Origin of the sequence: Amycolatopsis sp. DSM 110486, from assembly GCF_019468465.1 — a bacterium.
GTDB lineage: Bacteria > Actinomycetota > Actinomycetes > Mycobacteriales > Pseudonocardiaceae > Amycolatopsis.
Window position 1 is genome coordinate 8,713,687 of record NZ_CP080519.1, and the last position, 18,475, is coordinate 8,732,161.

Consider the following 18,475-nt stretch of genomic DNA (forward strand, 5'->3'; position numbering starts at 1 on the left):
GCCACGCATAGCAACTGTCTCCCATGATCGCCGAGAACGGCAGGCGTGAAACCCGAAGTGCTGGGCGCCGATCACCAAGTCCTGGGATACGGCCACCTCCGGTTCAACCGCTGCTGTCACAGGCTACGTGCGGCTCGTTGGATTCGGGGCCGCGCGCTCGCACCCGCTGGCGGTTGACAGGGACACCGAGCGACCTTGTCGGTGAGGATTTCATACGGATCAGCACGATGGGCGTGCGTCGATACCACGGTTCCTCGAGCGGCTCCCACGCCTACGACCGGCTCGCCTGCGCGCCCGACACGTTCCCGCACTGAAGCAGCCAGGCGCAAGGCGCGAGTTCACCATTTTTGCCGAGGTCACGCTCTCCTGACCACCCGGCGCATACCTCCGAATGTTCGACCGAGGACGAACGTAGGCTCCGTGACGGGATGGGTGGGTGTGATTCCTCAACCGCGGTTACCGCCGCCGGTCGGTACGTACGCTGCGACGGCCCGGCGGTTCAGGCGGACCGTGACGGGGGTCCGTGTGGCTTCACCGGTCGGGGACGGGTCTTCCTGCGGCTCCTCGAAGGTAGGCCGTCACGGCGGCGCGCCCACCGCGACGGGACTTGTTGCGGCCCGGTGGCAGTTTGCCCTCCTGGTCTGTTTCAAGGTTCGGGGCAGGCCTGGTAGCTCAGTACGGACTGAAGTTCGCTACTCCCGACTGGCTGGCAGACGTCATCGCCCGGTGCAGGCTCCGGAAGAAGCCCCTCTCAACCGGTTGACGCGCCGTGTAACGCAAGAGAGACGAGCGGATGGTCGTGCAGGTTCTCACCCACACCGGGTAGGTCTGCCCGTACCTTGACGCCGACTTCGCGCAGCTGGTCGGCCGGTCCCACTCCTGACACCATCAGCAGTTGCGCCGAGCCGAACGCGCCGGCGGTGAGGACGACCTCACCCCGAGCCTCGACCGTATGCTCCTCGCCGTCCCTGACGTAGACGACACCGCGGCATCTCTGCCTCTCGAGGACGAGCCTGGAGGCGAAAGCGCGGTCGACGACGGTGAGATTGCGGCGATGCAGGATCGGGCGCAGGTAGGCGTCAGCGGCGGACTGTCGCTTCCTACCGACGACATTCACTTCAATCCACGACGAGCCCTCGCCTTGTGCCCCATTGAGGTCGTCGCGGTAGGAATGGCCCGTTTCGATCGCGGCGCCTAGAAGGGACTCGAACAGTGGATGGGTGTCGGGGGCAGGCGCCACTGTAATCGGTCCACTGGTTCCCCGGTACGCTGGATCGCGTCCCGGCGCGCTCTCGCTGCGCTTCAGAAACGGCAGCATCTCCTGATAATTCCACCCCACCGCACCTCCCTTCTCCCAAGCGTCGTAACTGAGAGCGTGCCCGCGGATATGCATCAATGCGTTGATACTGCTCGATCCCCCGAGAACTTTTCCCCGCGGAACGGGATGCACGGCGCCTTCAGTGTGCGTCTGGGGAGTTGTGGAGAACGCCCAGTCTGCCCCCGTGCCAGCCAGCGACAACCAGGAACCCGGGTCCGACACGGCGGGAGGAGCGTCGGCGTTACCGGCCTCCAGGAGCATCACCGTCACCGTCGGGTCCGCGGAGAGCCGCGAGGCCAGGACGCATCCGGCTGTCCCGCCTCCAACCACGACAAAGTCATATTCTTCCATGATCATCCAAAAAAGTAACGGTCGCTTGTGAAAACACGCCAAAATTTGACCTGCGGGCCACATTAAAGACAGCAAATATGGTGGAAATCACAGCATTGAGGGGCTGGCATAGCTGGTGTTGAACCCCGAATCAGAACGGATGGGGTAGTCATCGCAAAAGACCCTTCGAAAGCGTGACGAACGTGCGCGCCGACCTACCCCACTTACACGTTAGCCATGCTAGTTGCGTTCAGCGTCATGATCACGGTCACAAGGCTGCCGAGGCGTTGCCGGTCCCGTGCCCGAGCGCTTCCCTGCCCTGAATGGCGTGGATGCGCACGCGGCCACGGTGACCACCGACGCCCACCCTCGCCTGAACCGGCCGGTAGCTGACTCGGCGGGTAGCCGTCCGGCTGCGCGCGACTATTTGGAGTCGCCGCGGGGTGAAGCAGCAGCAAACGAAAGATCCAGACGGTGCGGACCGCGCTCTCACTGATTGGATGAACTTTGGGCAAAACTGCAAACCTGCGGGTCGTTCGAACTGCCCTAAGTGCAGGGAAGTGCGGCGCGTTCGTCCCGATCAGCGGTGCCGGCGAGTGTCTGGCTGGGAATATTGCTGTGGCCCATCTGGTAGAAGGAGTCATGGACTTTGGGATCTCGACGTTTGTGACTGATGAAGGCATCCGGCCCGACGTGCTGGGTGAGGCCCTGGAGGAGCGGGGCTTCGACTCGCTGTTCCTGGCCGAGCATTCGCACATCCCCGTGAGCCGGAAGAGCCCCCACCCCCGCTACGACGACATCCCGCGCTGGTACTACCGCACGCTGGACCCGTTCGTCGCGCTGACCGCGGCCGCGGTGAACACGTCGAACCTTGTGCTGGGCACGGGCATCGCGTTGCTGATCCAGCGCGATGTGTTCTACACGGCCAAGGAGGTCGCGTCACTCGACCTGGTGTCGCGCGGGCGGGTGGCGTTCGGCGTCGGCGTGGGCTGGAACCGCGAGGAGACGGCCAACCACGGCATCGACCTGCGCACCCGCGGTGAGCGGCTCGACGAGCAGATCGAGGCGCTCAAGGCGATCTGGACCCAGGAGCAGGCCGAATATCACGGCAAGCACGTCGACTTCGACCCGATCTTCGCCTGGCCCAAGCCCGTGCAGACCCCGCACCCGCCGATCTACATCGGCGGAGGGAGCCCGGCCGCGCTGCGCCGGCTCGCCCGCCACGGTGACGCTTGGCTGCCGACCCAGCAGACCTCCGCCGACGAGATCCGCCGCGTCCGCGACTGGCTCGGTGAACAGGGTCGCACCAACGTGCCGTTCACCGTTTTCGGCGACGGCTCCACCGACGCCGACGCGATCAAGCGTTTCGCCGAAGCCGGCGTCGAGCGCTACACGTTCCTGCTGCCCACGCTGCCCGAAGCCGAGACACTCACCGCCCTCGACGACCTCGCACGGCTGGCGGCAGATCACCGGTGAACCGCGGTTTTATGCGCATGCGAGGTTCGGGATAGTTCGCCACGGACGAGGGCATCCGTCCCGAAGCACTGTTCGTCGGAGAGCGCTCGCGCATCCTTGCCGGCCGGCAGTCGCCGCGCCCGGCCGGTACCTGCGCCGCAGCCTGCTGCGCGGCGCCGCGGCGCGAACTCGTTCCGCGCGCACGCCGCTACTGTCCGCGCGACCGCCGATTCCGTGCACTTGCGCGCGGCTCGGTACCTCTACGCCATCGCCGCTGAAGTCCACGGTCTTCTGCCAGATCTCCCGTAACCTCGGCCACGTCAGCCTCGCCACCACTGAGGCCTACCTCGAACAAGGCCGCTACCGGGCCGGCACCACCGACCCCCCCTGACCTCATCACCGCAGGTGAAGGAACCGCTCCTGCTATTCAGCCGGAACACCACGCGTTGACGGGTGCGCGAGCTGGTCGTGGCAGCGGTCAGCCCGGTTATGGACGACTAGCTGTTGCGGGGCATGACGTTGGTGACGCGGGCGAGGGCCGGAGACGAGGGACGGGTCTTTCAGCGGCAGGATGAGAAGTGCGACCAACACATCCGCCAAGCAGAAAGACCCGTCCATGCACCACCGTAATGCCCCGCTGTCGGTCGAGGGCCGCCGCCGGCTCGTCGCGCGTTGCCAGACTCGCCCGATCGCCCACGTCGCCGCCGAGATGGGCATCTCCCGCCAATGCGCATCCAGGCTCCAACCTCCGCGTCGGCGAGCACGGCTCCGACTGCGAGGGAACCTGCGGTAGATGGTGGTCGAGTCCATCGGCGTCGACGCGCTCGACAACGCGGCGAACGTGATCGGCGAACTCGCCGGGACAGCAAACTGTGGTAGAGGGGTTGCCCGACGTGGGGTTGGTTCCTCTTGACGGTGGAGCCGGGGTGAGAGCATCTCGCAGCGTCCACTGTGGAATACCCGCGGTCGGGCAGCGTTGCAAGTCATTGCTGGTGCGGTGGTGTCCTCGGGCTCCACCCACTGGCCTCCCGGGCCGCGAGTCTTCGGCTCCGGGCTGCGGCACTCGCCTGGAGGCGACCCCGCGCCGGCTTCATGCCACCCGTTCCGCTGCATCCCTCCCCACAGCAGCTCGGGGGGCTGATGTGCTTCCTGCTCATCCCGCCGGACTCCCGAGCGCGGCGGGAGCGGGGCATCCAGTCCCACCACGAATGAACTCCCGCTCGCACCCACCGACCCCCAGCGACAAGGCGGGGCGGGACCGAGTGCCGGCGGAGGGTAAAGACCCCGGACAAGGAGACGCTGTCTTCGTGGCTAACGAACCAGGAGGGAGCACGAATGCTTGAGGGTGACGAGCACGTCGGCCGCTACGAGGAGCCTGACGGCGAAGTCGGCCACGACCGGCGACCAGGGGTACCGACACTGGTCACCACTACCAAGGGCCGCAAACTCGTGTTGATCTACTAGTGTCCTGCGTCGTTAATTCGTCGTCATTTAGACTCTGATGGCATGTCTGATGGTGTCGCGGGACGTCGGGGGCCGAAGCTTGAGCCGGTGCTGCTCACCGATGAGGAGCGGTCCACGCTGGAACGCTGGGTGCGGCGGCGAAATTCGGCGCAGGCTTTGGCTGCACGCTCTCGGATTGTGCTGGCGTGCGCCCAGGACGGTGTGCCTCCGGTTGTGGGTGTGGCGAAGGATCTCGGCGTGTCGCCGGACATGGTCCGCAAGTGGCGTCGACGATTCCTGGCACACCGTCTCGACGGGTTGGTCGATGAACCTCGGCCCGGTCGTCCGCCGGTGATCGGGGTCGAGGACGTGGAAGCGGTGGTGGTGGCGACTCTGGAGGAAATCCCGAAGGACGCTACGCACTGGTCGCGTGCGTCGATGGCGCAGCACAGTGGCTTGTCCAAGTCGACCGTCGGCCGGATTTGGCGGAAGTTTCAGCTCAAGCCGCACCTGACCGACACCTTCAAGCTGTCGACCGATCCGTTGTTCGTGGAGAAAGTGCACGACGTTGTCGGGTTGTATTTCAATCCGCCCGACGGTGCGATCGTGCTTTCTGTTGACGAGAAGTCGCAGATCCAGGCTTTGGATCGGTCCCAGCCGGTGCTTCCGATGATGCCCGGTATGCCTGAGCGTCGTACTCATGACTACGTTCGTAACGGTCTGACCACGCTGTTCGCGGCGTTCGACGTCGCCACCGGCGAGGTCGTCAGCGCCCTGCACCGCCGGCATCGGGCTGCGGAGTTCAAGAAGTTCCTCGCCAAGATCGACAAGCAGGTCCCCGCTCATCTGCAGATCCATCTGATCTGCGACAACTACGGCACCCACAAAACACCAGCGATTCGGGCGTGGCTGGAACGGCACCCTCGTTTTCACATGCACTTCACTCCGACCGGTTCCTCCTGGATCAATCAGGTTGAGCGGTGGTTCGGTTTCCTTGCCGATCAGCAGATCAGGCGCGGTGTCCACAAGAACGTCCAGAACCTCGAAGCTGACATCCGCTCGTGGATCAAGGAATGGAACGACAACCCCAGGCCTTTCATCTGGACCAAGACCGCCGCTGAGATCCTCGAGTCACTCGCCAACTTCTGCCGACGAATTTCTGACGCAGGACACTAGGAAGTAGACGGCAACCCGGTGATCGTGGCGTTCAACGGCGGCACCCCGAAGCGCCCGAGCTGGTACCTCAGCTTGCCAGCCGACCGGAACGTCCGCGTGCAAGTGAAAGCGCACAAGTCCACCGCCCACGCCGGAGGGCGCGAACTGTGGGACCAAATGGCCAAAGTGTGGCCGTATTACAACGAGTACACGAAGAAGACCGACCGCGAGATCCCCACATTGGTGCTCGAGAGGGTGTGACCGCGCGAGGAAATGCGGAGCCTATCCGAATTTCCGGGTGCGGTGATCTCACCGGTGGATTGACCTGTGTTCGAGTGCGTCTTGTCGCGGCGTTCGGGCTTCGAGTAGAGCTCCGGCCCGGTACCGGCTGGAATCCGTGTCGGGAGGCGGTGAAGTTTGGCCGCCTCCCGACACGTGGGCGCCGAGGCCGCTACGAGATCACCGCTCAGACCGCCTCCGAAGATGTCCGGTCTCGGCCGCTACTTGCTGCCGGGGTTTCCGCCGGTGGTGTCCTGGTCGAGCTTGGAGACCTGGTAGAGGGCCATAGCCCACCCAGTTCCGATTCGTTTCAGCAGGATGCTCAGGTAGACGTTGACCGTGGGGCGGTCGGTGAAGGAGAAGTCGACGTTCAGGTATCCAAGGACGAGGTCGTCGGATAGGCGCCTGGTCTCCAGGATCCGGTACTCCGCGGTCAGGCCTGGGGGCTGTGAGTCGTAGTAGGCGGCGACGCCCGGTCGTCCAACGCTGTAGGGGTGCATTCCCTGGAAGATGGCGTCGTCGGTGAAATGGGCGGCCGCCTGATCGGGCTGGTGCTTGTCCACGGCGGCCTTCCAGCCGTCGAGGACGCCGCGCAGCACCGCCTCGTTGTCCGCGGTGTTCTTGTTCACAGTAGTGCTCCGTGGAAGGAGTGGGTGGGCGTGGTCAGTGGCCGGCGCTCATGCCGCCGTCCACGTGAAGGACCTCGCCAGTGACGAACGGCGCATTCTCCAGATACATAACCGCCTCGACGATGTCGCTGATCTCGCCCATACGACCAACGGGCTGCAGGCCATCGAGGAACTCATGGATCTGCGGGTCGTGCATCGGAGTGCGGGTAGTAGCCGGAGAAACAGCGTTGGCCCGGATCCCGCGCGTGGCGTACTCGATCGCCAACGACGTGGTAGCGGCCTGCAGGCCGCCCTTGGTCAGCGCGGCGAGGACGGACGGGACCCGCGAATCAGGGTTGTCGACAATGCTGGCGGTGATGTTGACGATGTGCCCACCGCCCTGAGCGAGCATCTGGCCGACGGCGAGCTGGGTGAGACGGAAGAACCCGACCAGGTTGATCCCGGTCACGGAGGCGTAATCGTCCGCGGTGTAGTCCGTGAACGGCTTGGACACGTAGACGCCCGCGTTGTTGACCAGGGTGTCGACACGGCCGAACCGCTCAAGGGCAGCGGAAATCACCCGCTCGGCAGTGGCCGGGTCGGCGATGTCGCCCTGGACCGCGAGGACGCCCGCGTCCTCGCCAGGGGCAATGGAGCGCGAGGTGGCGACAACCGCGTAACCGCGCTTGCGGTACGCCTCGACCAGGCCGGCACCGATGCCCTGCGAGGCCCCAGTGATGACAGCAACCTTCTCATTCTGCATGCCCATAACATACCTCCGAATGTTCGACTGAGGACTACGCGGTCCACTTGATGACGCACAGCCCGATGATTCGGACCTAATCCACGTAAAACTGGACCTCAACGTCCATCGCAGAGATTCGCGCCGTCCCCACGTTCGAGCAGGCTGCGGGCGTCGCCAATGCCGGGCTGGCACGACGTGCTCGCCGCGGCGCTGGTGAGGCGAACCGGTCCGCAAGGCGGCTCACGGACCCGGGAGTCCGCGAACACCGCGTGGACCATGGCCACACGCCTCCTGCGGTTCTCGACGAGCTGCCGACGCCACCGCCGGAGCCCTCTGCCTGGGTGAGCAGATCGCAGGGACCGGCCTTGCCGGTAACTTTGGATGAAAAGGTCCAGTTCCCGCTGGCGGTGTTGAAGGATGAGTTGTCGCTGACGTTGGCGGCACCGCATCTCGTCGGCGACGATGGGGAACTGGCAGGACCTGATCGGACATGAGGCCGCCCTGGGCTCCGCCTGGCAGATGGTGAAGCGCGCAGACGAGAGGCCGCTGGGTCGAAGCCCGTGTTTTCCTCTCCGGCGTGGGCCCGGGGCCGAAAGGCCGAACACTACGTCCGCTTGGTCAAGATCAAGAAGGCTGACAACGCGACCAACCTGTGCCGGGGAACCACAATCTCCCGACCGCCTGACCGGATCCGCGTCTGTTTACCGGCGCGGTGATACCCCGGATACTCGTGGAGGTGGTCTGAGGGAGAATGCCGTCGCCAGTTCCGCGCCCATGTGGCGGAAGGCAGCCAAACCTCCGCTGCCTTCAACCACGGAGTCCGGCCGATACCGAGCCCAGCGCTACTCGAAGCCCTATCGCCGCGACAAGGCGTCCTCGACCACCGACGAGATCACCGGACGCGGGAACGCGGACAGCCCACGTGTTTCCTCGTGGTTACGCCCGCTCGAGCATCACCACGGGGATTTCGCGGTCGGTCTTCTTCGTGTACTCGTTGTAGTACGGCCACACTTTGGCCATCTTGTCCCACAGTTTCGCGCGCTCGTCGCCTACGGCCGTGCGGGCGTGCGGGCGTGCGCGGTGAACTTGTCGGCCTTCACCTGCACGCGGACCTGCGGGTTGGCCTGCAGGTTGAGGTTCCAGCTCGGGTGCTTCGGGGCGCCGCCATTGGACGCCACGATCACTGGGTTGCCGTCCACCTCCTGGTAGATCAGCGCGAGCTTGCGGTCCTCACGCTCTTGCGGCCCTTGGTAATCAGGACCAGTGCCGGTACTCCCGGTTGCCAGTCGTGGCCGACTTCACCGTCGGTCTCCTCGTAGCGGCGGACGTTCTCGTCACCTTCAAGCATTCTTGTTCCCTCCTGGTTCGTTAGCCACGAACACAGCTTCCCCGGGCCCGAGGTTCTTACCCAGCGGTCCGATCCCTGTCACATCTTGCGGGGCTACCTCGTCTCGCTGATGATCATGCACGCGAAGAGCAAGGAAGGATCTGTCATTGCGAGCCATCACTGTTCAAGACCGCGACGCGGGCGTCGCCGGGTTCACCCCGGCGGAGCTGCCCTACCCGCACGCGGCCGAAAACGACGTCATCGTGCGGGTGCATGCCGCCGGCTTCACGCCGGGGGAGCTGAGCTGGCCGGCCACCTGGACCGACCGCGCGGGCCGCGACCGGACGCCGAGCGTGCCCGGCCACGAGCTCTCGGGTGTCGTCACGGAGCTGGGGTACGGCACCACCGGACTGAGCATCGGGCAGCGAGTGTTCGGGATGGCTGACTGGGCACGCGACGGCTCGCTCGCCGAATACACCGCGGTGGAAGCGCGGAACCTCGCACCCCTGCCGACGGACATCGACCACACCGTGGCCGCCGCGTTGCCGATCTCCGGGCTGACCGCGTGGCAGGGCCTGTTCGACCACGGCCGTGTCAGCACCGGTCAGACAGTGCTCATCCACGGTGCCGGGGGCGGTGTCGGGTCGATCGCCGTGCAGCTGGCCCGTGAAGTCGGCGCACGCGTGATCGGCACGGGCCGGGCCGCGGACCGGGAGCGGATGCTCGAGCTCGGCGCAGACACGTTTCTCGATGTGCAGTCCGAACGGCTCGAAGACGTCGGTGAGGTCGACGTGGTGTTCGACATGATCGGCGGCGACGTTCACGCCCGCTCGGCCGCGCTCGTGCGCGCGGGCGGCACGCTCGTCACGATCGCGATGCCACCCCAGGTCAGGCCCGCCGACGGGCGGGCCGTGTTCTTCGTCGTCGAACCCGACCGCGTCCGGCTCGCCGACCTCGCCGAGCGCGTGCGCAGCGGACGCCTCAAACCGATCATCGGCACCGTAGTGCCACTTGCCGAGGCACGCGCCGCGTTCACCTCGGGCGTGCGCACACCCGGCAAGACGATCATCCGAGTCACGGAAGACTGAACAGGACCTCCTCATGATCGCAAAGCGGATCACCGCAAGTGCCCTGGCGTTCTCGGTGCTGGTCGGAGTCACGGCCTGCACCTCTGCCGACGAGCCGACCGACCAGCCCGCCGCAGTCACATCAATGGCTCCGAGCCCGAAGGACACGGCGGGAGCAAAGCCGCCCGCCGAGTCCTTGACCCCCCTGATCCAGCAGGCGTTGCCGGACGTCCAGGGCAAGACGTTCACCTCGGCGATCGTCGACTTCCCACCCGGCGCGGTCGCGACGCCGCACCGGCACGGTCAGGCGTTCGTCTACGCGTACGTGCTCGAAGGCAGCGTGCGCAGCCAACTCGACGACAAGCCCATCAGCACCTTCCACCAGGGCCAGAACTGGGTCGAGCAACCGGGCACCCACCACGTCCTCACGCAGAACACCAGCCAGACGGCCCGCGCCCGGTTACTGGTCGTGTTCGTGTCCACCACCGGAGACCCGCTCAAGGTCGACGACCCTCACTCCTGACGACATCGATGCAGACACGGCACGCTTGACAGTCAGCTCCTGCGGAAAGGCTGAGAATTGTTTCTGCAGGAGCGACCAGCCCGGCGGATTGGGAACTGGAATCATCACGAAGTCGAGCAGCGCGCATGGGGCGGAGTCTCGGCCCTGGCGAGCAGTATCACTCGACAAATAGTTGTTTTTTGGGCGCTTGCTGCGGAACGCAGCAGTAACAACAAAGATCGACTGACGGAGGTGGGAATGAGCACTGACTACGCGCTGACCAACGCGTGGGAACGCGCGCAACGCAGGCTCAAGGGATTGGAAGCTACCTACGACCCGACGACGCGCCGGCGCCTGAGCACGCTGGGGCTTGCTCCCGGCTGGGCGTGCCTCGAGGTCGGCGCAGGCGCGGGATCGATCGCGCGCTGGATGGGGGAGCAGGTGGGTCCGTCCGGGCACGTGAGCGCGGTGGACCTCGACATCAGCGGCCTGCACGACCTGCCGGCGAACGTTGAGGTGCACCAAGCCGACGTGCGTGTCGATCCGCTTCCGGATGGCGCCTTCAATGTGGTGCACGCCCGTTTGCTGCTCAACCACCTGTCCGAACGCGACGAGATCCTCGGCCGACTCGTGGCGGCCCTGCGCCCGGGCGGGTGGCTGCTGATCGAGGAGGGCGATATGTTCTCCAGTGGTGTCATTGACGAGGATCCCGACCACGCCCGCGCCATGCGCGCCTTACGTGACCTCCTCGCGAGCGCCGCCGACGTCGACTACGGTCGCAAGCTACCTCGCCTGGCTGTCACCCGCGGCCTCACTGAGGTCGGCGTCGAATGCGAAGTTCCATTCTCCGAGGGCGGTTCGCTCGGGACGGAATGGCTGGCACTGACGTTTGACCAGCTGGCCGAACGCGCCGGCGGTGGCATCCTCGACCCCGAGACGGTCGAGCGGTGGAAGGAGAAGCTGGCACGACCGGGTTTATGGTTCGCCTCGCTGGGTGTGGTGGCAGTGCAGGGGCGGTGCCCGACGGTATGAACCGTTCCTGCTGCTGACCAGGCTCGCGCGTCTGGAACGACTACCAGGTCGGCCACTTCGTCCCCTGCGAGCCGCACGGGGCCAAGACGGTACTCAAAACAGGTAATTGCCCCGAGGACCAGGCCGGTCCTCGGGGCCTTTTGGCGGGCCTGATCCTTCCGCGATCGTCTTGCGTGCGCGCACCAGCCGAAAATGAACGTGAATTAACCTGATCCTGATCATGATCCCGAACGCGACTAGCGTGGCGAGCGTGTGAGCCGGGGCCACAGTGGCTCACACGCTCGCCACGTTTTCGAAGGGTCTTTCGCGATTACTACACATCTGTTCCGCTTCTTGGCATCCCACGTGGCCGCTTACCCCGAGGTCATCAAGCATCTGCGCTGACGTCCCGCAGCTAGATCAATTACAGGAACCCCTAACAGTCGGAGCTCGTTTGATGGTGATCACGAACAGGATCCGCCGAATGCCGGTCTGCCTGACCGGTATTCGGCGTCAGCCCAGGCGAAATCCGGTCGCGTGCGGCGAGGTACCAGCCCCCAATACTGCAAATATTCCACTACGATAAAATTTTCATGATGTGGCAACAAGGAGTCCTGCAGGGTGCTTCGGAAGCGTTTGCGGAACCCTGGCAATAGGCGCGACCACGGTGCTACCGGTCTCCGATTGGGCTCCGTTGCTCACAGAGCACCCGATACGCTGCGACACTTCCCGACATTAACGCTGGCGAAAAATGCCGCCTGACCTGCACGGATTAGCCCCGGGTGGCACCCTGCGATACTCGTTGACACGGCAAACCCGGGGATTAAAAGCCTGCGGGTTCGATTGCGGTGATCTTGAAGCGGTCTTTGATGGCAGGGCATCTACCTGCAGTTATGTCGCGACAAGATCATGTTTGCTTTTACGAAAAGCCGTTCTGGGCTCCGTTGTGTCTCCGTTCTTCCAGCTGTGCTCAGCAGGCCCAATTGTGTAGTCTGACCTGCTGTTTTGCCTCGAGGTGGGCTTTCGCCTGGCGTCTGTCCGGGCTGCATGAGGTTCGGGGCCTCGTGCAGGGCTATTCGGGTTCTGGGTAGGTGAGTACGGATGTCGACGCTGGCAGGACGAGACGAGTCGGTACCGACGAGTCTCAGATTCGCGGTCGGCGGGATGGCCATCTGGATGGGCGAGTTCGACGAGGGGGAACGCTGGCTCCACCGCGCCTGCCGACTTCGGTGGCAACCTGACCGCGGTGGTCGCCAGCGCGAACGTGGTCATGCTCGGGATCGCGGCCCGTTCGGCTCACCCTTCTGTTTGGGAGTTCACCAAGAAGGGCGCCGTCGTCACCCTCATCACGGTCCTCGTCGCGGCACCCTACCTCTGGCCGCGGTATTTCGTGCTTTCCTGAAGACACGAACAGAAGAGCGCACCGTGGACCCCCTGCTCGTCGCCGTGGCGATGATCGCCGCGTTCACGCTCGCGATCGTCGCTCTTCGGCTCCTGCACCGCTGGCAAGGGCGCTGACCGGGGCGTGCACGTTCGTGCCTGATTCGGCGCGCTCGGCGCAACGGCGACAACCGTGAGCCATGCGCGGCTCATCCGCTGTCGCCCGCTGCCACGCGTTCGCCCCGAGATCGCTCGATCTCGGGCGTGCAGGGTCCGACCCCGCCTGCCGCACCTGAGCTGTCGCCACCGGTTCCGCCACCGATCGCGGTTGCCTCGGCACGACGGGGCGGCGGCATTGTTGTCGACGCCAGGTCGTCGACCTGGCGCCGTTCCCCCCTCATGTGACCCTCTTCGGGAACCTGCACAATCGCGCCACCTAAGACGAACTGATCACCGCCCTCGACTCCGCATTCACCGACGTGGCGTCAATCCCTGTGTACAACAGCGGCATCACCTGGGTCGACCGCTACCGCTATGACCTCAACCTCGACGCCACCGGCACCGAGCCCAACGACTACTCGGCGCCACCGCCGCGGCTGTGGCCCAAGCTGTCGCACCGCGATTTCACCGCCGACTGGAGTGGCCACTGGTCGCACGACATGACGTGGCGCCACACCCCCGACGTCGCGCGAATAGTCGCCTTCGCCCTCGAACAGGTGTAGGCACGGGATGAGGGGAATCCGTCCATGCCTGGAGGTGTCGGATGGGGGACGTCGGAGTGCTGCCGGGCCGAGAGCCGCAGGTCGAGATACTGCACGAGAGCGACCGGGCGCGCGTCAGTCGGCTGTTCCTGGCTGAGCGCACGGTCATCCGGAAGGAGCTGCTGGGGCCGGACGCCGAGCGCCGGCTACAGCACGAGCGTGCGATGTTGGAGCGGCTGCGCGATGTCGCGGGGGTCGCCCAGCTGGAGGCGCCTCAGTATCCGGGGTCCATCGTGTTGGCGGACGTTGGTGGCACCGGCCTGGCGGGGCTGGCCAAGCCGTTGCCGGTTGATGTTCTGATCGGGCTGGCGCTGGGGTTGGCGCAGGCAGTGGCGGGGATGCACGGGCGGGGCGTGATGCACCGTGACATCACCCCGGCGAACATTGTGCTCTCCGGCGATGGTGTCCCGTGTCTGGTCGATTTCGCGTTGGCGACCTCGTTCGTCGAGATCCGCCCGGAGTTCATCCACCATACGCAGATCGTGGGGACGTTGGCTTATCTGGCGCCGGAGCAGACCGGGCGCACCGGCCGGTCGGTGGACCAGCGGGCCGACCTCTACGCGCTGGGCGCGACGTTGTACGAGCTGGCGACGGGGGAGCCGCCGTTCGGCACCGGGGACCCGCTGCGCCTTACACACGATCACCTGGCGCGGGTGCCGGCGCCGCCGGCGAAGGTGAACCCGGCGGTACCGGGGCCGCTGTCGGAGATCATCCTGCATCTGCTGGAGAAGGAACCGGACCACCGCTATCAGACCGCCGACGGCGTGGTTCACGACCTGGAGCGGGTGCCGGACGTTCAGGTGCGTCCGGCGGCAGCTTCGGTCCGCGTCGGCGAGCACGATGTTCCGCTGCGGCTGCTGCCGCCGCGGCTGGTGGGCCGCGATGACGAGGTGGCGATCCTGCAGGCGGCGTTCGAGAACGCGCAGGCGGGCAGGTGCCGGGCGGTACTGGTCGGCGGGACACCCGGGGTGGGCAAGACTGCGCTGGTCGACGAGCTGCGGCCGCTGGTGGCCGGCCGAGGCGGCTGGTTCGTGGCCGGCAAGTTCGACCAGTACCGGCGCGACCTGGAGTTCAACGGGGTCCACCAGGCGTTTCGGGCGCTGGGCCGGCTGCTGCTGGCCGAGCCGGAGGCTGAGCTGGCCGAGGTCCGCGCGCGGATCCTGGCCGCGCTCGGCCCGAACGCCGGGCTGCTGACCGCCGTGGTGCCGGAGTTCGCCGCTCTGCTGGCGGTGGCACCCGATCCCGGGGATCCGCTGACCGCGCAGAACCGGGCGCAGCGGATGGGCGTGCAGGCGCTGCGGGCGGTCGCGTCGCGGGAACGCCCGGTGGTGCTGTTCCTCGACGACCTGCAGTGGGCCGGGCGCGTCGCGCTCGGCCTCGTCGACATGATGCTCGACGAGGAACCGGTCGGGGGTCTGCTGCTGGTGGGCGCCTACCGCGACGAGGCCGTGGACGTGGCGCATCCGCTGGCGGCGCCGCTGTCGCGATGGCGTGACCGGGCCGGCGTGCGGAACCTGAGACTGGACAACCTGCCCGTCTCGAGCCTCGTCACCATGGTCGCCGAGATGCTGCACGCGGCCCCGGCCGTGGTGGCCGGTTTGGCCGAGGTGATCGGGCCGCACACGTCCGGCAACCCGTACGAGACTGTGGAGCTGCTCAACGCGCTGCGCCGCGACGGTGTGCTCACCGCGACCGCTACGGGATGGCGGTGGGACACGGCGACGGTGCGCGCACATCTGGGCCAGTCAAAGGTCGGCGAGCTGCTAGCGGCGCGCATCGAGACCGTACCGCTGCCGTCCTGGCAGCTGGTGGAGGTGATGGCCTGTCTGGGCGGCCGCGCCGAGCTGAGCCTGCTGCGGATTGCGACCGGCGACCCAGCGGCCGAGGTGCAATCGATGCTGGCGCCCGCCCTCGCCGAAGGCCTTCTCGTCATGGAGCCTGGCGCCCACGAGGCGGTGCGGTTCCGCCACGACCGGCTCCGCGAGGCGATCCTGCGCGGGCTCGACCCGGGGCGGCGACGCACCGTGCAGCTGGCCACGGCCCGGCGGCTGGCCGGGGTGCCGGAGTTGTATGCGGTCGCCGCCGAGCAGTACCTGCCGGTCGTCGACGCGATCGACGATGCCGGCGAGCGGCGTCGGGTGGTGGGGCTGCTGCGGCGTGCCGCCGACCAGGCCACCTTGATCGGGGATCACGCGCTGGTGAACGCGCTGCTGGCCGCCGCGCTGCGGCTGATCGGCCCGGGTGAGACCGCCACGCTGATCGCGGTGCACACCGGCCGCCACGCCGCCCTGTACGGCCTGGGGCGCCTTTATGATGCGGACGAGGAGTACCGCACGATCGAAGGGCTGGGCCCCACCGCGTTGGGCCGCGCGGCCGCGACGGCGGTGCAGGTGAGCAGCCTGACCCACCAGAACCGGTTCGCCGATGCGATCGGACTCGGCGTCGAGTTGCTGCGTGAGCTCGGCATCACCGTGCCGGTGGCGGACCGGCTCGCCGCCGAGCTCGACCGTCAGTTCGACCGCCTGTACCGGTGGCTGGACCGCACCGACGCTGCCGATGATCTGGCTCGGCCCACCCTCGCCGAGCCCACACTGCTGGCCACGACCCGTCTGATCGACGCGGTCCAGCCGGCGGCCTATTTCGCCGGCGGCGACGCCACGGGCGCCTGGCTGGGCCTGGAATCGCTGCGGATCTGGCTCGAGCACGGCCCTGGCCCTACCCTCATCGGACCTGTCAGCGCCGCCGCCGTCGCCGCGGTGGCGCGGCGCGCGCTCTACGCCGCCGGGTACCGGGCGGTGCGCCGGGTCCTGGCGTTGGGCGAGGCCCGCGGCTACGAGCCCGGCACCTCCGAAGCCCGACGCCGGTTCGCTCTGCTGAGCTGCTGGTTCGAGCCGATCGAGAACGGTGTCCAAGCCGCGGGGCGGGCCCGGGAGGGGCTGATCGAGGGGGGCGACCTGGCCAACGCCGGCTACACCTACCACCCGACCGTGCATTACCTTCTGGACTGCGCGCCGTCGCTGGACGTCCTCGTCGCCGAGGTGGAGGCGGGTCTGGCCTTCGTGCGGCGTACCGGCAACGAGCAGACCGGCGAGTGGCTCGGCAGCTACCAGTGGCTGGCCGGTGTACTGCGTGGCGAAAGCGTCGCCACGACCGCTGGGGCGGTCCCCACCGACGGGTACGCCAACAACCCGATGCCGCTCTTCCACGCGCATCTCAGCCACGCGCTCGTCGCCGCGGTGTTCGGCGATCCGGACGGGCTGGCGCGGCACGCCGCGGCGGCGATGCCGCTGCTGCCGGCTGTGGCGGGCCTGTACCCCACCGCTGTGGCCCGTCTGCTGCGCGGCCTGGCCCTCGCCGAGCAGGCCCGCGCCGGCCCGGGTGACGAGCGTGGCGGTCTGCTGTCGGAACTGGACGAGGTGACGAGCTGGCTGGCCGCCCGCGCCGCGGACGCGCCGGACAACTTCCGCCACCTGCAGCGGTTGCTGGAGGCGGAGCGGGCCTGGGCGGTCGGCGACTTCCGCGCCGGAGCCCTCGCCTTCGACACCGCCCGGCGCGAGGTCGCCGGCCGGCAACGCCCGTGGCACCGGGCCCTCATCACCGAACGCGCCGCCCGCTTCTACCTCGCACAGGGGTTGGAGCAGGCCGGCCGCGACCTGCTCGCCCGCGCGCGGCAGTACTACGTGGCATGGGGCGCGACGGCGAAGGTTGCCCAGCTGGACTGGGCATACCCCACCTCACGGCCGGAAGCACTCACGACCGGCGAGTCCGGCGGCGGCCGGGGTGCCGATGATCTCCGGCCGTCCTCGACGGTCACGACCGGCACGCTCGACTTGCTCGGCATCCTCGCCGCGTCGCAGGCGCTCAGCTCGGAGACCGACATCGAACGCTTGCACACCCGCGTCGTCGAAGTGCTCAGTGCGATGACCGGCGCCACCAGCGTGCACCTGTTGTTGTGGGACGAGGACCGCCACGACTGGCTGCTGCCGACGCCGAACCGCACCACGGATACCGCCACGGCAGGTGGCCCGCAGGAACGCGACCTGCCGATGTCGGCAGTGCGCTACGTCCAGCGGACGGCCGAGATCCTGATTGTCGACGACGCCACCCGCGATGACCGCTTCGCCCGCGACTCGTACATCGCCGGCCTGGGTGCTTGTTCGTTGCTGGCCATGCCCATCCTCGGCCGCGGCGCGCTGCGGGCGGTGCTGTTGCTGGAAAACCGTCTCATGCGCGCCGCGTTCGCCACGGAACGGCTCGACGCTGTCAGGCTCATCGCCGCACAGCTCGCCGTCTCTCTCGACAATGCCCAGCTCTACTCCGACCTCATCGCGTCGCGCGCGCGTATCGCCACCGCCGCCGACCGGGCCCGTCGGCGGATCGAGCGGGACCTGCATGATGGCGCCCAGCAACGTCTGATCACGCTCGCCATGCGCGCGCGCATCGCCCGAGCGGACGTTCCACCCGACTCAGGTGCGCTGGGGGAGGAGCTGGAGGATCTCGCAGCCGAAGCGGTCACTGCCCTGGACGAGCTGCGCGACTTCGCCCGCGGCATCCATCCGGCGATCCTCGCCGAGGGCGGCCTTCGCCCGGCGCTCAAGGGACTCGCCCGCCGCTCCGCGGTCCCGGTCGAGCTGGCCGTGCAGGTCGACCGGCGTCTGCCCGAGCCGGTCGAGACCGCCGCCTACTACGTCGTTTCCGAGGCGCTGACCAACGTGGTCAAGCACGCACACGCATCGGCCGTCCAGGTCGAGGTCGAGATCGTCGACGCCAGCCGCGTGCTGCGGGTCCGGGTACGCGACGACGGTCGTGGCGGCGCCGACTTCGCCGGCGGCTCCGGCTTGGTCGGGCTCAAGGACCGGGTGGAGGCGCTCGGCGGCCGGCTCTGGCTGCAGACGGCGGCCGGCGCCGGCACGGCCGTTCTGGCCGAGTTCTCCCTGCAGCGCGCCGGCATGGGCCCGAGCTGAGCGGGAGTCACCGCGATTTCGTGTGCCGCCTCCGACGTCGGGAGCCAGCGACGTGATCGCCGGGGCGGACAGCGTCGCGCTCAACCCGACGGAGGTCACCGAGTTCGGTCTCCCGCCGCTGCCGGGCAAG

12 protein-coding genes and 3 pseudogenes are annotated in these 18,475 nt (G+C 67.2%); 11 read left to right on the plus strand and 4 right to left on the minus strand.

The window, feature by feature from the left end; genetic code table 11:
- Positions 1-751: 751 nt before the first annotated feature.
- Positions 752-1,675, minus strand: coding sequence for a GMC family oxidoreductase (locus K1T34_RS42145; RefSeq protein WP_220240242.1), 924 nt, complete (start codon positions 1,673-1,675; stop codon positions 752-754).
- A gap of 615 nt (positions 1,676-2,290) precedes the next feature.
- On the opposite strand from K1T34_RS42145, the gene K1T34_RS42150 reads away from it, so the two are divergent.
- From K1T34_RS42150 to K1T34_RS42170, 5 genes and pseudogenes are all read left to right on the plus strand, one after another.
- The gene (locus K1T34_RS42150; RefSeq protein WP_220240243.1) at positions 2,291-3,124 is read left to right on the plus strand and encodes an LLM class F420-dependent oxidoreductase; all 834 of its coding nucleotides are present in this window, start codon (positions 2,291-2,293) and stop codon (positions 3,122-3,124) included.
- Positions 3,125-3,719: 595 nt separating this feature from the next.
- A pseudogene (locus K1T34_RS42155) lies at positions 3,720-3,842 on the plus strand (leucine zipper domain-containing protein); the annotation flags it as partial.
- A gap of 596 nt (positions 3,843-4,438) precedes the next feature.
- Positions 4,439-4,567: a nitroreductase family deazaflavin-dependent oxidoreductase gene (locus tag K1T34_RS42160; protein ID WP_255637964.1), complete on the plus strand. Its 129-nt coding sequence runs from the start codon at positions 4,439-4,441 to the stop codon at positions 4,565-4,567.
- Positions 4,568-4,609: 42 nt separating this feature from the next.
- Positions 4,610-5,722, plus strand: a complete 1,113-nt coding sequence (locus K1T34_RS42165) for an IS630 family transposase (protein ID WP_220240188.1) — start codon at positions 4,610-4,612, stop codon at positions 5,720-5,722.
- 18 nt (positions 5,723-5,740) lie between these two features.
- Entirely contained in the window at positions 5,741-5,962 is a 222-nt protein-coding gene (locus K1T34_RS42170) for a nitroreductase/quinone reductase family protein (protein WP_220240244.1), read from the plus strand.
- 239 nt (positions 5,963-6,201) lie between these two features.
- On the opposite strand, the gene K1T34_RS42175 is transcribed toward K1T34_RS42170, so the two are convergent.
- From K1T34_RS42175 to K1T34_RS42185, 3 genes and pseudogenes are all read right to left on the minus strand, one after another.
- Positions 6,202-6,609: a hypothetical protein gene (locus K1T34_RS42175; protein WP_255637965.1), complete on the minus strand. Its 408-nt coding sequence runs from the start codon at positions 6,607-6,609 to the stop codon at positions 6,202-6,204.
- 34 nt (positions 6,610-6,643) lie between these two features.
- Positions 6,644-7,351, minus strand: a complete 708-nt coding sequence (locus K1T34_RS42180; RefSeq protein ID WP_220240245.1) for an SDR family NAD(P)-dependent oxidoreductase — start codon at positions 7,349-7,351, stop codon at positions 6,644-6,646.
- 918 nt (positions 7,352-8,269) lie between these two features.
- Positions 8,270-8,681: pseudogene (locus K1T34_RS42185) on the minus strand (nitroreductase family deazaflavin-dependent oxidoreductase).
- Positions 8,682-8,827: 146 nt separating this feature from the next.
- Between K1T34_RS42185 and K1T34_RS42190 the strand changes: the two are divergent.
- The 6 genes and pseudogenes from K1T34_RS42190 (at position 8,828) to K1T34_RS42215 (ending at position 18,345) form a co-directional block, all read left to right on the plus strand.
- Positions 8,828-9,748 carry an NADP-dependent oxidoreductase gene (locus tag K1T34_RS42190; RefSeq protein WP_220240246.1) on the plus strand — a complete coding sequence of 307 codons (921 nt, stop codon included), beginning with the start codon at positions 8,828-8,830 and terminating at the stop codon, positions 9,746-9,748.
- A 13-nt stretch (positions 9,749-9,761) separates the two neighbouring features.
- Positions 9,762-10,250: a cupin domain-containing protein gene (locus tag K1T34_RS42195; RefSeq protein WP_220240247.1), complete on the plus strand. Its 489-nt coding sequence runs from the start codon at positions 9,762-9,764 to the stop codon at positions 10,248-10,250.
- A gap of 237 nt (positions 10,251-10,487) precedes the next feature.
- On the plus strand, positions 10,488-11,261 hold the full coding sequence (locus K1T34_RS42200) for a methyltransferase domain-containing protein (protein ID WP_220240248.1): 774 nt from the start codon (positions 10,488-10,490) through the stop codon (positions 11,259-11,261).
- A 1,198-nt stretch (positions 11,262-12,459) separates the two neighbouring features.
- A pseudogene (locus K1T34_RS42205) lies at positions 12,460-12,642 on the plus strand (hypothetical protein); the annotation flags it as partial.
- 457 nt (positions 12,643-13,099) lie between these two features.
- Positions 13,100-13,342, plus strand: coding sequence for a hypothetical protein (locus tag K1T34_RS42210; RefSeq protein WP_220240249.1), 243 nt, complete (start codon positions 13,100-13,102; stop codon positions 13,340-13,342).
- Positions 13,343-13,383: 41 nt separating this feature from the next.
- The gene (locus tag K1T34_RS42215; protein ID WP_220240250.1) at positions 13,384-18,345 is read left to right on the plus strand and encodes an AAA family ATPase; all 4,962 of its coding nucleotides are present in this window, start codon (positions 13,384-13,386) and stop codon (positions 18,343-18,345) included.
- Positions 18,346-18,475 lie beyond the last annotated feature (130 nt).

Excerpts from the sequence above, each read along its gene's own strand:
- K1T34_RS42145 (WP_220240242.1), bottom strand. The coding sequence starts at position 1,675 with ATGATCATGGAAGAATATGACTTTGTCGTGGTTGGAGGCGGGACAGCC.
- K1T34_RS42150 (WP_220240243.1), top strand. The coding sequence starts at position 2,291 with ATGGACTTTGGGATCTCGACGTTTGTGACTGATGAAGGCATCCGGCCC.
- K1T34_RS42160 (WP_255637964.1), top strand. The coding sequence starts at position 4,439 with ATGCTTGAGGGTGACGAGCACGTCGGCCGCTACGAGGAGCCTGACGGC.
- K1T34_RS42165 (WP_220240188.1), top strand. The coding sequence starts at position 4,610 with ATGTCTGATGGTGTCGCGGGACGTCGGGGGCCGAAGCTTGAGCCGGTG.
- K1T34_RS42180 (WP_220240245.1), bottom strand. The coding sequence starts at position 7,351 with ATGCAGAATGAGAAGGTTGCTGTCATCACTGGGGCCTCGCAGGGCATC.
- K1T34_RS42195 (WP_220240247.1), top strand. The coding sequence starts at position 9,762 with ATGATCGCAAAGCGGATCACCGCAAGTGCCCTGGCGTTCTCGGTGCTG.
- K1T34_RS42200 (WP_220240248.1), top strand. The coding sequence starts at position 10,488 with ATGAGCACTGACTACGCGCTGACCAACGCGTGGGAACGCGCGCAACGC.
- K1T34_RS42215 (WP_220240250.1), top strand. The coding sequence starts at position 13,384 with ATGGGGGACGTCGGAGTGCTGCCGGGCCGAGAGCCGCAGGTCGAGATA.